The following is a 15,698-nucleotide window of genomic DNA, read 5'->3' on the forward strand; positions in this document are numbered from 1 at the left end:
GCGTGCGTGCGGCGGTCAGGCGCCGGGCATCTCCGCGGAGCTCTCGGGCCGGGGCGGGCCGTCCTCGCGCACCGGCGGCGCGTCGTCGATCTCGAAGTAGGCCGGCAGCGGACGCCGTCCCGACAGGTGCACCAGCCGCACCAGGCGCCGCCCGGCCAGCGAGCGGACGTCGCCCACGGCATCGTTGTGGAACTGGCGGGCCAGGGCCACCCGGGCCGCCGCCGCGTCCACGGCGTGGACGTCACCCGGGGCCGCCCGTCCCACTGCCAGGGCGACAGCCGGCGAGCGCAGCGCCCGGCTCAGCGCGTTCTCGGCATCCTCGGCGGTGGCGTCCAGCGTCGCCTCGGCGAGCAGCGTGGCGTGACCGGCTCTGGCCCGCTCCGCGGCGATGGCGAGATCATCCAGGCCGCAGCTGCGGGCAAGGCTCCGCGCGGCGTCCGCCCGGGCCGTGAGCTGCGCGACCAGCCCGGCCCGCGTCGCGTCGACCCGGTTCGCCAACCGGTCCAGCCGGCTGGCGAGCCAGGTCAGATAGGTCGCTATCGCCACCACGAGGACGACCACGACCACGACGACTGTCATCTCGCGCAGCGTAGTCAACCCCGGTGGACGGATCGTCTCCGGGACCTACCACGCGAAGGACACGGTGCAGCGGTCAGGTGTCGTCCGCTGCGACCGACACCGGGGAGTCCCCGGAGACCATCTCGTACACGCCCACGATGCGCTGCGCGACGACCCGCCAGTCGTACCGCGCCACCACCGCACGGCCGCGCTCGACCAGTCGTGCCCGCTCCGCCGGGTCGCGGAGCAGCTCGGCCAGCCTGGCTGCCAGCTCTGCCGGCTCACCGACCCCGAACAGCCGACCGGCGCGGCCGTCGTCCAGTACCCGCCGGAAGGCGTCGATGTCGCTGGCGACCACGGGGGTGCCGGCCGCCATCGCTTCCAGCAGCACGATGCCGAAGCTCTCCTGGCCCGTGTTCGGCGCGCAGTACACGCTGCCGGAGGCGAACACCGCCGCCTTGTCCGCCTCGGGAACGAGGCCGATCAGGTCGACCCGCCCGAGCAGGGACGGGTCGATCCTCGACCGCACCGCCTCGGTGTCCCCGGGGCCCGCGACCAGCAGTCGCGCGTCCGGCACCTGCTCGACCAGCAGCGGGAAGGCGGCCATCAGCACGTCAAGGCCCTTGCGGGGTTCATCGATCCGGCCGAGGAACACGACCACGGGCCCGTCCCCTCCCGGGGAGTCTCCGTCCTCGGAGCCGTGGCCCTCGGCACCGCCGTCGCTGTCACCGACGCCGACCACGGCCCGGTAGCGGGGCAGCGCGCGGGCCCCTTCGAAGGCACGTACCGCCACCCCGTTCGGGATCAGGATCGCGCCGGCGCCCAGATGTTCCACCAGCGTGCGGCGGGCGGCCTCGGACACCGCGATCCGCGCGCGCAGCTTCTCCAGCGAGGGCTGCAGCGCGCTCTGGGCGGCGGTGAGGAACCGGGAGCGGGGGTTGGCGGTGTGAAAGGTGGCGACCAGGGGGCCGTCAGCGAGCATGCAGGCCAGCAGGCTGACGCTGGGGGCTGTCGGCTCGTGGGCGTGGAGCACGTCGAAGTCGTGCTCGCGTAGCCAGCGCCGGACCCGCGCGGCCGACACCGGGCCCATGAGCAGGCGCGCGACCGAACCGTTGTACGGCACCGGCACTGCCCGCCCGGCGTCCACCGCGTAGGGCGGCAGGGTGGACTCATCGTCCACCGGAGTGATCACCGAGACGTCGTGCCCGGCGTCCAGCAGCGTCTCCGCGAGGTCACGCACGTGCGCCTGGACCCCGCCGGGGACGTCCCAGGTGTAGGGGCAGGCAAGCCCGATCTTCACAGCCGGCTCTCCCCCACGGTCCCGGAGTCGCGCCAGATGCGCTGGAGCATGTGCCAGTCGGCCGGATGCGCCGCGATACCCGCGGCGAACTCGTCGGCGAGCGCCTGGGTCATCGTCCGGATGTCGGTGTGCGGCACCTCGGGATGGATCCGCGCGCTCCATCCGTCGTCGTCGAACCACAGTGTCACCGGCAGCAGGGTCGCGCCGGTGCGCAGTGCGAGGGCGGCCGGGCCCGGCGGCATGGTCGCCGGTGCGCCGAAGAAGGAGACGGTGACGCCGTCGGCGGACAGGTCGCGGTCGGCCAACAGGCAGAGCGCCCCACCGGCGCGCAGCCGCTCGGCCAGCAGGCCGGACGGAGGCCGTTCTCCACCGGTCAGTGGGATGACCTCCATGCCGAGCGCGGTGCGGAACCGGACGAACCGCTCGAACAGCTGCTCCGGCCGCAGCCGCTCGGCGACGGTGGTGAACGGAACGCCCGTCGCCACCAACCAGGCACCGGCCTGCTCCCAGTTCCCCATGTGGGGCAGTGCGAGGACGGTGCCGCGGCCGGTCGCGTGCGCGGCTCGCAGACGGGCCTCGTCCAGGACTCGCATACGGCCGACGATGCGGCTGGCCGGCAGATCCTGGAGGCGGAACACCTCCAGCCAGTACCGGGCGTAGGAACGCAGCGCGGAGCGGGTCAGCGCGTCGAGGTCGGTGCCGGGTGGGACGACCCGGGCCAGGTTGGCACGCAGCCGGACCGCCCCGCGGCCCTGGCGGCGCCAGGCGAGGTCCGCGGCGCGCCGGAAGCACCAGGCCGCCAGCCACTCCGGCAGCAGCCGGACGAGCCGCCACCCCAGGATGTAGGCGACCAGCGTCACCCGACCAGCGAGCGCCATCGGCGGCCGGTTCCCTCGCTCGCTCAGCGGCCGGGCGCGACCCGTGGCACCGGCGACACCAGCGGCGACGCGGCCGGTGTGGGTGTCACGGACGGCGGGTCGAGGTGGGTGCCGTCGACACCGGCCGACGCCATGACGGACGAGGCTCCGGACGGGTCGGCGTCGGACGGCACGCCACCGGCCGGCTCCCCGTCGGCCCCGGTACTCGGCGCGCCGGCCGGCGGCGCGAGGGTCGGCCGGCCCGAGCGGACGAACTGGCGGTGTACGTGCACGATCCGCTGGGCCACCGTGAGCACCGTGGCACCGACGAGGAACCACAGGGCCACCGGAAGGAGGTAGGGCACCCCGAGGCCGTACAGGCCCGCCGCGACGAGCAGGATCAGCAGCCGCTCCCCGCGCTCGGCGAAACCGACGTTGCAGCTGAAACCCAGCCCCTCCGCACGGGCCTTGACGTACGAGGTCACCGAGCCGGCGACGAGGCACAGCAGCGAGGCCCCGGCCAGCGGCAGCGAGTCGCCGTCGCCGGCGTACCAGATCACCAGCGAGCCGAAGATCGCGCCGTCACCGACCCGGTCGGAGGTCGAGTCCAGGAACGCGCCCCACTTGGACGAGATCCCACGCGCGCGGGCGATCACACCGTCCATCAGGTCCGAGAAGACGAACAGCGTGATGACCACGGTGCCGAGGAAGAAGACCCCGCGGGTGAAGAACCCGAGCGCGGCGCCGGCGACACCGATCGTGCCGATCACCGTGACCAGGTCGGGCGACACCGACGACCGCGCGGCCCACTGGCTCAACGGATCGAGCACCTTCTGGAGCTGGGGTCGCGCCTTGCTTGCGAGCATGTCCGTCCCGTCGTCTGTGGCGTACCGCCCGGGTTGGGCGGTCTCACAGTACCGCCGTCACGATCCGTTCATTTTTCGTCACGATCGAGGCAGGAGTTGTGCCCCCCGTCACATCGGGGGACTCTTCCTGGTACGTGCCAGCGCCTCGGCCGGCACCCGCGCCCCCTGGGCCACGGGTGCCGGCCGGCGACGGTGCTGGCCGCCAGGCGGACCCGCGCCGGCCGGAACGGAGCCGGAATGCACACGGGCGCCGCAGAGCCCCTGCCTGGGAGGCGGCATGTCAGCAACGTCACGCGATGTGCGCAACGTGGTCCTCGTCGGTCACACCGGTGCCGGCAAGACGACTCTGATGCAGCACCTGCTCCGGACAGCGGACAGTCTCGACCCGTTGCCCACCCCGGAACCCTCGCCGGTGGACCACTCGAAGGGCACCAACCACCCGAAGGGCACCAACCACCCGAAGGGCGGCAGCGGCCGGCCGCACGCGGACACCTCATCCGCCGGCGGGGCCTGGCCCGGGGTCGGTGCCGCCGGAGGCGGCGCGGGCAGCGCCTCCGGCGGAGAAACCGTCGAGCGAAGCGTCTCCCTGATCCTCGCGTCGCTGCGGCACCGTGGTGTGACCGTGAACCTGCTGGACACGCCGGGCTATCCCGACTTCGTAGGTGAACTGCGCGCCGGCCTGCGGGCGGCGGACGCCGCCCTGTTCGTCATCAGCGCGCTGGAAGGGATCGACGGCTCGACCCGGATGCTGTGGGACGAGTGCGCCTCGGTGGGCATGCCTCGGGCCATCGCCATCACCCGGCTGGACCATCCCCGCGCCGACTTCGAGGCGACGGTGCTGGCGTGCCAGGAGGCGTTCGGGACCGGCGTCCTGCCCGTCTACCTCCTTGCCGCGGGCGAGGCACCCGGCGCGGGCCACCGGCTCGTCGGCCTGGTGACCGGCCGCCTGATCGACTACTCGGCCGACGGCCGCCACGAGCACGACCGCCCGGTCGAGCTCACCGGACCGGCCGCGGCTGCACGCGGCGCGCTGCTGGAGACGGTGATCGCCGAAAGCGAGGACGAGGACCTGCTGGAACGCTACGTCGACGGCGCGGAACTCGACCCCAAGGTCCTCCTGGACGACCTGGAGACGGCCGTCGCGGGCGGTTCGTTCTTCCCGGTGCTCCCCCTCATCACCCCGCCGGGGCCCGAGCGGGGCACCCGCCCCACGGCCCCCGGGCTGGGCACCGCGGAGTTGCTCGACCTGTTCGTCCATGGATTCCCCTCGCCGAGCGAGCACCCGCTGCCCCGCCTCACCCGGCCGGACGGATCCCCCTGCCCACCTGCGGTCGGTGATCCGTCCGGCCCGCTCGTCGCCGAGATCGTGCGCACCACCACCGACCCGTACATCGGCCGGATGTCCCTGGTCCGCGTCTTCTCCGGGACCCTGCGCCCCGACGCGGCCGTCCATGTCAGCGGGCACGGCCGGAGCGCCGCGGGCCATCCCGACCATGATGACGACGAGCGGGTCGGTGCCCTCTCCCAGGCGGTCGGGATCTCGCTGCACTCGGTCGACGAGTGCCCCGCAGGCGGCGTCTGTGTGATCACGCGGCTGTCGACCGCCGAGACCGGAGACACACTCTCCGACCCGGCCGACCCCCGGTACCTGCCCGCCTGGACGATGCCCGAGCCGCTGCTCCCGATCGCCGTGCACACCCAGGCCAGGTCGGACGAGAGCAAGCTCTCCGCCGCGCTCGGGCGCCTCGCCGCGGAGGACCCGACGCTGACCGTCGTCCAGGACCCCGACACCGGCCAGGTCGTCCTGTGGTGCATGGGCGAGGCCCACGGCGACGTCGTCCTCGAGCGCCTGCGCGACCGGTTCGGCGTCACCCTGGAGAAGATTCCGCTGCGGCTGCCGATGCGCGAGACACTGCGCGGCCCGGCCGAGGGCCTGGGGCGGCTGGTGAAACAGTCCGGTGGACACGGGCAGTACGCGGTCTGCCGGATCGTGGTGGAACCACTGCCCGCCGGAAGCGGCATCGAGTTCGTCGACGAGGTGGTCGGCGGTGCAGTTCCCCGGGCGTTCATCCCTTCGGTGGAGAAAGGCGTGCGAGCTCAGCTCGAGCGGGGGCTGACCGCCGGATTCCCGGCCACCGATCTGCGCGTGCGACTGGTCGATGGGAAGTCCCACAGCGTCGATTCCTCGGACATGGCCTTCCAGACGGCCGGCGGGCTCGCGGTTCGGGACGCCGCGCGGGCCGCCGGGGTGGTCCTGCTCGAACCGGTCCTGGCGATCGACGTCAGCGTTCCCGACGAGTTCGTCGGAGCCGTGATGAACGACATCTCCACCCGCCGCGGCCGAGTGGTGGGAATGGCCCCCGCGGGCGGAGAGGGCAGCGACGGCGCCGGCGGCCGGACGGGCGGTACCGGCGGCGCGGCCGGCGAAGCGCCGCCGCCCGGGTCAGGGCCGGGGCGCACCGCGATCCACGCCGAGGTGCCCGCCGCGGAGATGACCCGTTACGCAGTGGAGCTGCGTTCCGTCAGCCGCGGCACCGGGATCTTCACCCGGCGGCACCACCGCTACGAACCGCTGCCCGACCACCTCGTGGCCCGGGTCGCCGAAGAGCCGGTGTGACGCCCGCCGTGCCGGGACCGATCGCCGGACCGTCGGAGCGCGCGGCGCCCGGCTGTCAGTCGGTTCCGGTACGGCGCCAGGCCTGGGCAAGCAGGTCCCTGGTGGGGCCGAGCAGCGCCGGCAGAACCCGCGTGGCCCCGATGACGGGCATGAAGTTGGTGTCACCGCCCCACCGGGGCACCACGTGCTGGTGCACGTGTGCGGCGATACCCGCGCCGGCCACCGTGCCCAGATTCATTCCGGTGTTGAATCCGTGCGCACCGCTGGCGAGCCGCAGCGCGCGCAACGCATGCTGCACGAAGAGCGCCATCTCAACGGCCTCGTCATAGGTCATCTCGGCATAGTCGGCGACGTGCCGGTAAGGCACGACCATCAGGTGGCCGGCATTGTAGGGATAGAGATTCAGCACTGTGTAGACCGCGTTTCCGCGGGCGACGATGAGGCCTTCCTCGTCGGTCAGCGCGACAATGGCACAGAATGGACACTCGTCGCCCGGCGAGCGCCCCTCACCCTTGATGTAGGCCATGCGGTGCGGGGTGTAGAGCCGTTGGAACGCATCCGGATGGCCGACACCCGCCTGCTCGTCGAGGGGTGTTCCGTCCGGCGCGGCGGTGGCGCTCACCGGGCCGGGTCCGCTGGACGTGCCCGGCCCGGCTGCCGGCGGGCTGATCCGACGTGCGTCACCCTCACCACGCTGTCGCCTCCCGCGCCCGCGAGCCCGTCATCTTCGGCCGCCGGTGCACCGACCGACCAGCCGTTCCCGTCCCGGCACCACGGTACCCACCAGCACGCCACACCAGGGTGGCCCGCCGCGGCCGGCGGCATCACCACGGGGCGGGCCCGGCGCACGATCGGCAGTCCCCGACCGCGGCCGACGGTCTTCGATGCGGCCGGGATCACAGCCCCGCCGCATCACCAACGACCCTCGACCCCCACCAAAGTGCCACCGACCCACAGATTGGGCGGCGGCCGATCCCCCATGGGCGCCACAGCCGCGCCAAGAACAGATCAGGACAAAAGGACAGCGCGATCACGCCGAAGCCCCGACCGGAACAATCGCGACATTCGTCGCCAGATGCGAGAAAAAAGCACAACGTCGGGCCGTGGGCCCGACGGGAAGAGAGTGCAGATGCGCGAGTGTGGGCGTACGTGGTTTCGAACCACGGACCTCTGCCGTGTGAAGGCAGCGCTCTACCCCTGAGCTATACGCCCGCGCGATCTTTCAGGCCCGTGACCTGCGGACCTGGCACCGGAACCCTATCAGTGCCAGACCCCGGGGCCACCCGAAGCCTCTCAGACCAGCCCCAGCGACCGGACGTGTTGCGTCCTCACCGAGGTTGGTCTCAGCTTACACGGACGCGACCGGGTAACGGACAGGGGGTGGCCACCGGACGGATGCGGGCATGTCTGACCCCCGACCGAACCTCGGGACACCGGCGGGTTGGCCGGGACTCGCCGCGGTTGAGACGGGTCCGGACAGGGAAGGCTATGAGTGGCACGGCCTCGGCAGAACGGCCATTGTGCTCGGGGGAACCCTCAGTCGGACGCGGACGGCGACCATTCGACCACCTTCGGTCGAAGGTCGACGGCCACACCGACCGGGTCTTCTCGGGGACTTCGGCCGGGCTTCCTGGGTAGGGCAACTCGCCCGAATCGCCGTAACGGATGTTGTCTTGACATAACCTTGTTTCAAACGGGACTCAGAGAGGGAACTATCTCGTTACACGGGTGCTCGCCCGCACCACGCACCATGAGAGGCCGCCCGATGACTATTCGTCACGATTCGATCACCGCAGAACTCGCCCTTCGGCTCGTCGTTCCCGGTGGCGCTCCGGTTCCGGTCGCCGCCACGGTCCGTTACGAACCCGCTGACCCCTATGCGGTCAGCATCGGCTTCCGTACCGGAGCCGACGAGGTCGTCGAATGGACGTTCGCCCGGYAGTTGCTGAGCGACGGCGTGCGACGTCCAGCCGGCGACGGCGATGTGCAGGTCTGGCCCGCTGCGCAGTCAGGGGGGCGGATCGTCTGCCTGTCCTTGTCCAGTCCTTCCGGCCATGCGTTGTTCGAAATGCCCCGGGCCGAGGTACTGGCTTTTCTTCGCCGGACCTACACAGCTGTACCCCTCGGCGGGGAGAGCGACGTCATCGACCTGGATGCCGAGCTGGCCCTGTTGATCTGGGGCGGCCCCGAGCGGTGACACCACCGGGGTCGGCACCGCTCCGACCCCGGCAGGCCGGTGCGGGCACTTCCGGCACGTGACAGCTCCTGTCCACCCGGGCGCCTGGTGGGGATTCCCCCACCAGGCGCTTTGCTGTCGGCCGCCAGTGGCGCGCGTTCGTCACAGTGGCGCGTTGCCGGCGGCTGGCGGAGAGGCTGTCACCGGCGCGGGGCCGTCAGCGGACTGCCACGACGTAGTCGCCCCTCGCCGCGTGCGGGGCCGTGGGTCGTCGGCGCCGTCGTCGGCGCGATCCGGCCGTCCCGGGTGGACGAGGCCAGTGACAGCAGCCGGCTGGCCTTCAGTTCCGTCTCCTGCCACTCCGCCTGTGGGTCGCTCCCCCAGGTGATTCCGGCGCCGGTCCCGAACCAGATCCGTTCGTCGGCCAGCCAGAACGTCCGGATGCCCACCGACAGCCAGCCCCGGCCGGTGTCGGCGTCCACCCAGCCGATGCCGCCGCAGTACGGACCGCGGGGTACCGGCTCCAGCCGCCTGATGATCCGCAGCGCGCTCGACTTCGGCGCACCCGAGACGGAGCCCGGCGGGGACGTCGCCGCGATCAGCTCCGGCCAGCCGACGTCCGCCGCGAGCCGGGCCTGCACCGTCGAGACCAGGTGCACCAGACCGGGATGCCGCTCGACCGCGCACAGCGCCGGAACCGTGACACTCCCGGGCCGGGCCACTCGTCCCAGGTCGTTGCGGACGAGGTCGACGATCATCACGTTCTCGGCGATGTCCTTGTCCCTCAGGTCGGCCACCGTCCGGCCGGTGCCCTTGATCGGGCCCGAGCGGACGAGGTCGCCATGCCGGGAGAGGAACAGCTCCGGAGAGGCTCCGGCGATGCGCAGGCCGGCCTCCGGGGCGTCGAACACCACCGAATAGGGAGCGGGGTTGCCCGCGGCCAGAACGGCCGCCAGGCCCGCGAGGTCCGTTCCGCCCGTTCCGGTGGCTGTCGGCGCCGAGAGCAGCCGACACAGGTTCACCTGGTAGACCTCACCTGCGGCGATCTCCGCGCGCACGGCCTGCACTCCGTCGATGTAGGAGGCAGCGTCGAGGCTCGTCACCCAGGTGTCGTGCGGCGGGCCCTGCCAGGGAGCCGCCGCCAGGCTGGCGATGTCGGGCGCGCGGCGCACGTCGCGGAAGCGGACACAGCGGGCCGCGCCCTCGAAGTCGAGGACAACACCCCAGAAGCCACCGCGGTCGAGCACCCGGAGGTCGTCCGACACATCCACGACGCCGGTGGCCAGCAGACCACCGGCCAGAAGGTAGGACTCCCGGCCCCGGAACCTCCGTGGGGCGGTCACCGCGACCGCCCGCGGCTGTGACGACACATGCGCGCCGCTCCTGACAGTCCTGCCCCCGCCCGTGGTTCCCCCGCTCGTGATGCCCCTGCTCGCGCCCATCATCCCGATCACCGTACCGCCGTCGTCGACCGTGCCTGAGGCCCGAGGTCGCCGCGCCGCGCACCCGGAGCGGAGCGGGACTCCCCCGCGCCGCCGTCTACGGGACTACGCCGCCCGCACGGGTACCCCCTGTCGCCCGCGGGCGTGACCCCCGTCCCTCTCCGGCGGCCGGACAGCACCCGGTGCCACCCCCCGTGCCGGCRCACCGGGCGCAAACACACGCCTGACACCGTGTGCGACCGGCAGATCAACGCGTCAGCGACACAGGGTCGACATCCGGGCGACATCCCGGCACGTCGGYGCGCAGATTCGACGACCGCCCCGATCGTCCGCTAGAGTRCTACCTGCACCGCCAAGCGGGAAGCCGATCCGATCGGCAGYCCGAGCACTCCTTTCAAGGAGCGCGGCAGCGGAGCGTGCGGACGTGRCTCAGTGGTAGAGCATCACCTTGCCAAGGTGAGGGTCGCGGGTTCGAATCCCGTCGTCCGCTCGGAAGCGGTGTGGTCAGAGATGAAGCCATCACGGCCTTTCACGGCGGAGTGGCCGAGTGGTTTAGGCAAGGGCCTGCAAAGCCCTGTACGCGGGTTCGATTCCCGCCTCCGCCTCTGATCCAGTTACGGGCGATTAGCTCAGTGGGAGAGCGCTACCTTGACACGGTAGAGGTCACTGGTTCAATCCCAGTATCGCCCACCCGTAGCGAAAAGCGCAGAAGGCCGTCCTCATGGAGGAACGGCCTTTTGTCGTAGTTGGCGCCGGATGAGGGCAGGGGTTCCGCCGGGCAGGTCAGCTGCCGGGCGAGGCGGAGGCCCCTGAACTGCCCCCGCCACCGCCGGCACGCGCGGTGCCTCCGTCACGGGGTCCGCCGTCGGTCAGAAAGGCGACAAGTCCCTGGACGAGGCCCGCCGCCGCCTGCTGACGCCAGGCGGGGTCACTGATCCGCGCGGCGTCACCGGGATTGCGCATGTTGCCGCATTCGAGGAAGACCTTCGGCACGCGGGAAAGGTTCAGGCCGCCCAGGTCGGCCCGCACCGTGATCCCGTCCTCGCCGAGGTAGTCGGCCGGCGGCTGACCGGTCGCCGACCCGAAGGCCTCCCGGAGCAGGTTGGCGAGCCGCCCCGAAGCCGGCAGGATGCCGTCGTTGCCTCCGTCGGGGCTTGCCGCCGGCGCGATGACGTGGAAGCCGCTGCCCTGCGGCGGCCCACCGTCGGCATGCAGGGACACCACGGCGTCGGCGCCGGCCTCGTTGCCGATGCGGGCCCGTTCGTCGACGCACGGCCCGACACCCTGGTCGTCGTTGCGGGTGAGGATCACCGTTGCGCCCCGCGCGCGCAGTTCCTCGGCAGCGCGGACCGCCACGTCGAAGGTGAAGGCGTGCTCCGCGTACCCGTCCGTGGTTTCAGCACCCACGGTGTCGCATTCCTTGCGGAAACCGCCGGCGTCGACGAGCCGGTTGATGGCCCTGGGATCGGCGCTGTTCCCGCCGTTGTGACCGGGGTCGATGACCACGGTTCGCCCGGCCAGGGCGCGGGGGTCCGCCTCCGCGGTGACCCCGGCAGCAGGCCGCCGAGCGCCGTCGGACTCGGTCCCCCCGGGCCAGATCACCATGCCGGTCACGGCCACGGCAATGGCCAGGACCGCCGCGGCCGCGAGCAGCGCGTAGGGCGACACCCTCCTGGGCGTGCTCCTGGGCATGGCGCCCCCGCTTCTCCTCCGCCCCCCTCCGGGCCTGGCCGGTCCAGGCGCCGGCGGGCCCGGACGCGGGTCAGGCACCGGCGGCCGGGATGCGGTCAGGCACCGGACCCCGCGTCTCGGAGCGTCGGTCGGGACCTCGGCGAACCAGAGACCACAGCACCGCAGGATCCACGCGCATGATCCACGCGACCAGCGGACCGGGGCGACCAGCGACCGAAGCGACCTTCGCGCCGAAGAGCCTGGAATGGCCGTACGTAACCATATACGTCCGGCCAGGCCGGCCCGGATCGCCGGCACCACGCTCCGTCAGGTTGCGGTCACGAAGTCGATCAGCTCCTCGACGGCCCTCAGCAGGCCGGGTTCGAGGTCGGAGTACGAGTCGACCGCCGCGAGCACCCGGCGCCACATCTCGGCCGGCTCGCTGACGCCCAGGGCCGCGCAGACGCCTTCCTTCCAGGCCTGGCCCCGCGGCACCTGCGGCCAGGCCCGGATCCCGACCGAGGTCGGCTTCACCGCCTGCCAGATGTCGATGTAGGGATGACCGGTCACGAGGACGTGCTCCCCGGCGGCAGCGGCCGCGATCCGGCTCTCCTTGGACCCGGGGACGAGGTGGTCGACGAGGACGCCGAGCCGACGCCCCGGCTGCGGCCGGAAACCGCGGACGATCTCGGGCAGGTCGTCGACGCCGTTCAGCGGCTCCACGACGACACCCTCGATCCGCAGGTCGTCGCCCCAGACCCGTTCGACGAGGGCGGCATCGTGCAGGCCCTCGACGTAGATGCGGCTGGCACGCGCGACGCGGGCGGGCGCGCCCGGCACGGCGAGGGAGCCCGAGGCGGTGCGCCGGGGTGCGGACGGGGCAGCGGGCCGGGGGCGGGTGAGTGTGACCCGTTCGCCGTCCAGCAGGAAGGCGCCCTGGGCRAGAGGAAAGACCCGGCGGCGCCCCTTCCGGTCCTCGAGCATCACCCCGCCGGCCTCGACGCCGACGACCGCCCCGCAGTACCCGGAGTCAGCGTCCTCGACGACCAGGTCCGGCTCGATCTCGACCACCCGTGGCTGTCTGGGTACCCGTGCCCTGGCCTGGGCCAGGATGTCGGGTCCGTAGTCGCGGCTGCGCACGCCCGCAACCTACAGTGGGACAGGGGCGGGCATTCCCGACGACACGCCGCGGCGCGGGCCGTGCAGGCCGGGTGGCCATGCGGCCCGAAGTGACCACCGTGGATGTCGGGAGGCACCGTGGGAAGCAGCTCGGCGGAGGGCGCGGCGGAACGGACCAACGCGCACGGAGCGCGTCGGCCTGGAGACCGGGCCGCCACGGTCACGGACGCCCATGCCCATGCCCGGTACGGCCCCGGCGTGGCGCTGCTGGTGATCGACATGCAGAACGACTTCGCGGCAGCGGGCGGCAGCCTCTACGTCGACGGCGGAGAGGAGATCGTCGACGGGGTGAACGCCGAGATCGCGGCCGCGACGGAGGCCGGATCCCCGGTCTACTACACCCAGGACTGGCATCCCCCGTCGACGCCGCACTTCGTGACCGAGGGCGGGCCGTGGCCGCCCCACTGCGTGCGCGACACGCCCGGCGCAGCCTTCCACCCCGGCGTGACGATCGCCGGGGAGGTCATCCGCAAGGGCGTCGACGGCGCGGACGGCTACTCGGGCTTCTCCGTGCGGGACCCGCAGTCGGGTGCACGGTCCTCGACGGTGCTCGGCGAGCGGCTGGCCGCGGGCTCGGTGGCCAGCGTGGTCGTGGTCGGCCTCGCGGGTGACTACTGCGTGCTCGAGACCGCGCTCGACGCGCGGGCGCAGGGGCTGGACGTCGTCGTCCCCCTGGCGCTCACCCGCTTCGTCGAACTGACCGAGGGCGACCGCGAACGCGCGGTCGCCCGGATGCGTGAGGCAGGCGTGCGGACACCGTCCTGACCTCCCCGGGGTGGGGAGCAGGAGACCGCGGTACCGCCTGGTTCGCACCGCGGTGGTGCTGGGCGCCGGGTTTCAGGCGGCGCAGTCCCGGCAGACCATGCGCCGGGCGTCGTAGAGCTGGCTGCGGTGGTGGACGAGGTAGCAGCTCGTGCAGGTGAACTCGTCCGCCTGCCGCGGCAGGACACGGACGGTCAGCTCCTCTCCGGACAGGTCGGCGCCGGGCAGGCCGAGCTCGGTCTCGAACGGATCGACATCGTCACCGAGGTCGGCCGCCGCGTCCGCCCGCCGGGCCTTGAGGGCCTCCAGGCTCTGCTCGGAGTCCTCGAGTTCCGTGGTGCGGGGGGTGTCGTAATCGGTGGCCACTGAGTTCTCCCAGAATGGTTGTGCTCTCGTCGTGCGCAACCCACAACGCACGACCCCGGGGGTATGTGCCCGTCCGACCCACGCGAACACAGTGTGGGCTTGACCACAGACAGCTGAGCGGGCGCTCAGCAAGCCGTGCGGAGACGTCACCCGGTGCGCCGCAGCCAGGTCACGGGCGCGCCGTGAGCCCCTCGCCGCAGCGGTTCCAGGACGTCGTCCCAGGCGGTGCCGAGCAGGCGGTGCAGGCCCCGGGAGAGGGTCTCCCGCGCCTCACCGCGTTCGAGCAGGGCGAGCAGGGCGACCTCGCCGACCACGACGTCCCCGTTGGCGGCGATCGCGGCGCGGTGCAGACCCAGCTCGGGGGTGAACGAGTACCGTTCGGCGTCACAGCCCGGGGAAGGACCCTCGACGGTCTCGAAGGTCACATGCCCCAGCCGGCGCAGGACGGAGGCCAGCCGGCCCGCCGTCCCCGGAACGGCGCGCCATTCCAGACCGGCATACAGGAAGCCGGGATCGCCCGGCTGCGCCGTCCAGGTCAGGGAGACCGGGGCGGTCAGGGCTCCGGACACGGCGAACTCCAGGTGCGGGCACAGCGCCGGCGGGCACGCGAGAACCGCCAGCTTGCCCGGCACGGCGAAGGACGACGAGCCGGATGACAGCTCACGAGCTGTCGATGACATTGCCACCACGCGGGACCTCCGTCGACGAGGAACGCCTTCCCCTGCGGCTCGTCACATCGGACCCGTCAGATACCAGTCGATCGTGCCATGACCAGCGGGCCAGGACTAGACCTCTCTCCTCCCCTGGTGCCACATGTGGTGTCCCCCACCCCACCGAGGGACTGGTTCTTTCAGGTGGGGCTCAGACGGGAGCGGCGGGCCAGCTCCCGTCACCGCCGCCCGGCCGGCCCCCGCCGTCCCCGCCTCCGCCCTCGCCGCCGTGCTCACCACCGCGCTCGCTGCTGCCGCCGTCGCCGTCGTGCCCGCTCTGGCGGCCGGCCCTGCCTTCGACGTCGAACAGCCCGCCGGGCCCGGCGAGGCCGCCCAGCGCGGAGGTCAGTTCGCTGGGCACGATCCACAGCTTGCTGGCCTGCCCCTGGGCCAGCCGTGGCAGCATCTGCAGGTACTGGTAGGCGAGGAGCTTCTGGTCCGGGTCGCCCTCGTGAATGGCGCCGAACACGGTGCCGATCGCCTTGGCCTCGCCCTCGGCGGCGAGGATCTGGGCCTCCCGGTGGCCTTCGGCCCGCAGGATCGCGGCCTGCTTCTCGCCTTCGGCCCGCAGGATCTCGCTGGCCTTCACGCCCTCCGCCGTCAGGATCGCGGCACGCCGGTCACGCTCGGCGCGCATCTGCTTCTCCATCGAGTCCTGGATGGAGCGCGGCGGGTCGATCGCCTTGAGCTCGACCCGGTTCACCCGGATGCCCCACCGCCCGGTCGCGTCGTCCAGGACCCCACGCAGCTGCCCGTTGATCTGGTCCCGGGAGGTGAGGGTCCCCTCCAGGTTCATCCCGCCGATGACGTTGCGCAGGGTGGTGACGGTCAGCTGCTCGATCGCCCGGATGAAGTCGGCGATCTCGTAGGTCGCCGCCCGCGGGTCGGTCACCTGGAAGTAGATGACGGTGTCGATGCCCACGACGAGGTTGTCCTCGGTGATGACCGGCTGCGGCGGAAAGCTCACCACCTGTTCGCGCAGGTCGATGCGCTCCCGGATCCGGTCGACGATCGGGACCACGATCGCCAGGCCCGGGGTCAGCGTGCGGTGGTAGCGGCCGAGGCGCTCGACCACCATCGCGCGCGCCTGCGGAACGATCCGCACGGACCGGATCAGGAAGATCAGGACCACCAGCGCCGCCACCCCGGCGGCGATGACTCCGCCCATCTTCACTCCTTGGTCATGGCCGAGGT

At 72.3% G+C, this 15,698-nt stretch carries 14 protein-coding genes and 4 tRNA genes; 6 read left to right on the top strand and 12 right to left on the bottom strand.

Annotated elements, in window-relative coordinates; translation table 11 throughout:
- Positions 1 to 15 precede the first annotated feature (15 nt).
- The 4 genes from CC117_RS06340 to pgsA all read right to left on the bottom strand — a co-directional run bounded on the left by CC117_RS06340 (position 16) and on the right by pgsA (position 3,581).
- A complete protein-coding gene (locus tag CC117_RS06340; protein WP_071082804.1) occupies positions 16 to 579 on the bottom strand; it encodes a hypothetical protein in 564 nt (187 codons plus the stop codon).
- A 73-nt stretch (positions 580 to 652) separates the two neighbouring features.
- Entirely contained in the window at positions 653 to 1,858 is a 1,206-nt protein-coding gene (locus CC117_RS06345; protein ID WP_071082805.1) for a glycosyltransferase family 4 protein, read from the bottom strand.
- The gene (locus CC117_RS06350) at positions 1,855 to 2,736 is read right to left on the bottom strand and encodes a phosphatidylinositol mannoside acyltransferase (protein ID WP_071082806.1); all 882 of its coding nucleotides are present in this window, start codon (positions 2,734 to 2,736) and stop codon (positions 1,855 to 1,857) included. Before CC117_RS06350 ends, CC117_RS06345 begins: the two co-directional genes overlap by 4 nt.
- A 23-nt stretch (positions 2,737 to 2,759) precedes the next feature.
- Positions 2,760 to 3,581 carry a phosphatidylinositol phosphate synthase gene (gene pgsA, locus CC117_RS06355; RefSeq protein WP_071082807.1) on the bottom strand — a complete coding sequence of 274 codons (822 nt, stop codon included), beginning with the start codon at positions 3,579 to 3,581 and terminating at the stop codon, positions 2,760 to 2,762.
- Between the two features lie 277 nt (positions 3,582 to 3,858).
- Between pgsA and CC117_RS06360 the strand changes: the two genes are divergently transcribed.
- Entirely contained in the window at positions 3,859 to 6,198 is a 2,340-nt protein-coding gene (locus CC117_RS06360) for an elongation factor G-like protein EF-G2 (RefSeq protein ID WP_071082808.1), read from the top strand.
- 55 nt (positions 6,199 to 6,253) lie between these two features.
- Here CC117_RS06360 and CC117_RS06365 read toward each other — a convergent pair whose 3' ends face one another.
- Together CC117_RS06365 and CC117_RS06375 are read right to left on the bottom strand one after the other, a co-directional pair.
- Positions 6,254 to 6,820, bottom strand: coding sequence for an HIT family protein (locus tag CC117_RS06365; RefSeq protein ID WP_018634957.1), 567 nt, complete (start codon positions 6,818 to 6,820; stop codon positions 6,254 to 6,256).
- A 518-nt stretch (positions 6,821 to 7,338) separates the two neighbouring features.
- Positions 7,339 to 7,410: transfer RNA gene (locus CC117_RS06375), tRNA-Val, on the bottom strand.
- 553 nt (positions 7,411 to 7,963) lie between these two features.
- On the opposite strand from CC117_RS06375, the gene CC117_RS06380 reads away from it, so the two are divergent.
- Positions 7,964 to 8,395, top strand: a complete 432-nt coding sequence (locus CC117_RS06380; RefSeq protein WP_071082810.1) for an SsgA family sporulation/cell division regulator — start codon at positions 7,964 to 7,966, stop codon at positions 8,393 to 8,395.
- Positions 8,396 to 8,574: 179 nt separating this feature from the next.
- Here the strand turns inward: CC117_RS06380 and CC117_RS06385 are convergent, their stop codons facing one another.
- Positions 8,575 to 9,744 carry a chorismate-binding protein gene (locus tag CC117_RS06385; RefSeq protein WP_071082811.1) on the bottom strand — a complete coding sequence of 390 codons (1,170 nt, stop codon included), beginning with the start codon at positions 9,742 to 9,744 and terminating at the stop codon, positions 8,575 to 8,577.
- Positions 9,745 to 10,234: 490 nt separating this feature from the next.
- Here CC117_RS06385 and CC117_RS06390 point away from each other — a divergent pair.
- The 3 genes from CC117_RS06390 to CC117_RS06400 all read left to right on the top strand — a co-directional run bounded on the left by CC117_RS06390 (position 10,235) and on the right by CC117_RS06400 (position 10,506).
- A tRNA-Gly gene (locus CC117_RS06390) sits at positions 10,235 to 10,306 on the top strand.
- 43 nt (positions 10,307 to 10,349) lie between these two features.
- Positions 10,350 to 10,421, top strand: a tRNA-Cys gene (locus CC117_RS06395).
- Between the two features lie 13 nt (positions 10,422 to 10,434).
- Positions 10,435 to 10,506: transfer RNA gene (locus tag CC117_RS06400), tRNA-Val, on the top strand.
- A gap of 93 nt (positions 10,507 to 10,599) precedes the next feature.
- On the opposite strand, the gene CC117_RS06405 is transcribed toward CC117_RS06400, so the two are convergent.
- Together CC117_RS06405 and CC117_RS06410 are read right to left on the bottom strand one after the other, a co-directional pair.
- Positions 10,600 to 11,508, bottom strand: coding sequence for an N-acetylmuramoyl-L-alanine amidase (locus CC117_RS06405; protein ID WP_071082812.1), 909 nt, complete (start codon positions 11,506 to 11,508; stop codon positions 10,600 to 10,602).
- A gap of 306 nt (positions 11,509 to 11,814) precedes the next feature.
- Entirely contained in the window at positions 11,815 to 12,627 is an 813-nt protein-coding gene (locus tag CC117_RS06410) for a DUF3097 domain-containing protein (RefSeq protein ID WP_071082813.1), read from the bottom strand.
- A gap of 117 nt (positions 12,628 to 12,744) precedes the next feature.
- On the opposite strand from CC117_RS06410, the gene CC117_RS06415 reads away from it, so the two are divergent.
- On the top strand, positions 12,745 to 13,431 hold the full coding sequence (locus CC117_RS06415) for an isochorismatase family protein (protein ID WP_084131638.1): 687 nt from the start codon (positions 12,745 to 12,747) through the stop codon (positions 13,429 to 13,431).
- A gap of 72 nt (positions 13,432 to 13,503) precedes the next feature.
- On the opposite strand, the gene CC117_RS06420 is transcribed toward CC117_RS06415, so the two are convergent.
- From CC117_RS06420 to CC117_RS06430, 3 genes are all read right to left on the bottom strand, one after another.
- A complete protein-coding gene (locus tag CC117_RS06420) occupies positions 13,504 to 13,794 on the bottom strand; it encodes a DUF4193 domain-containing protein (RefSeq protein ID WP_018634941.1) in 291 nt (96 codons plus the stop codon).
- Positions 13,795 to 13,940: 146 nt separating this feature from the next.
- Positions 13,941 to 14,474, bottom strand: a complete 534-nt coding sequence (locus CC117_RS06425) for a DUF3145 domain-containing protein (RefSeq protein WP_071082814.1) — start codon at positions 14,472 to 14,474, stop codon at positions 13,941 to 13,943.
- A gap of 181 nt (positions 14,475 to 14,655) precedes the next feature.
- The gene (locus CC117_RS06430) at positions 14,656 to 15,672 is read right to left on the bottom strand and encodes an SPFH domain-containing protein (RefSeq protein ID WP_071082815.1); all 1,017 of its coding nucleotides are present in this window, start codon (positions 15,670 to 15,672) and stop codon (positions 14,656 to 14,658) included.
- Positions 15,673 to 15,698: the final 26 nt, after the last annotated feature.

Origin of the sequence: Parafrankia colletiae (assembly GCF_001854655.1) — a bacterium.
GTDB classification, from domain to species: Bacteria; Actinomycetota; Actinomycetes; order Frankiales; family Frankiaceae; genus Parafrankia; species Parafrankia colletiae.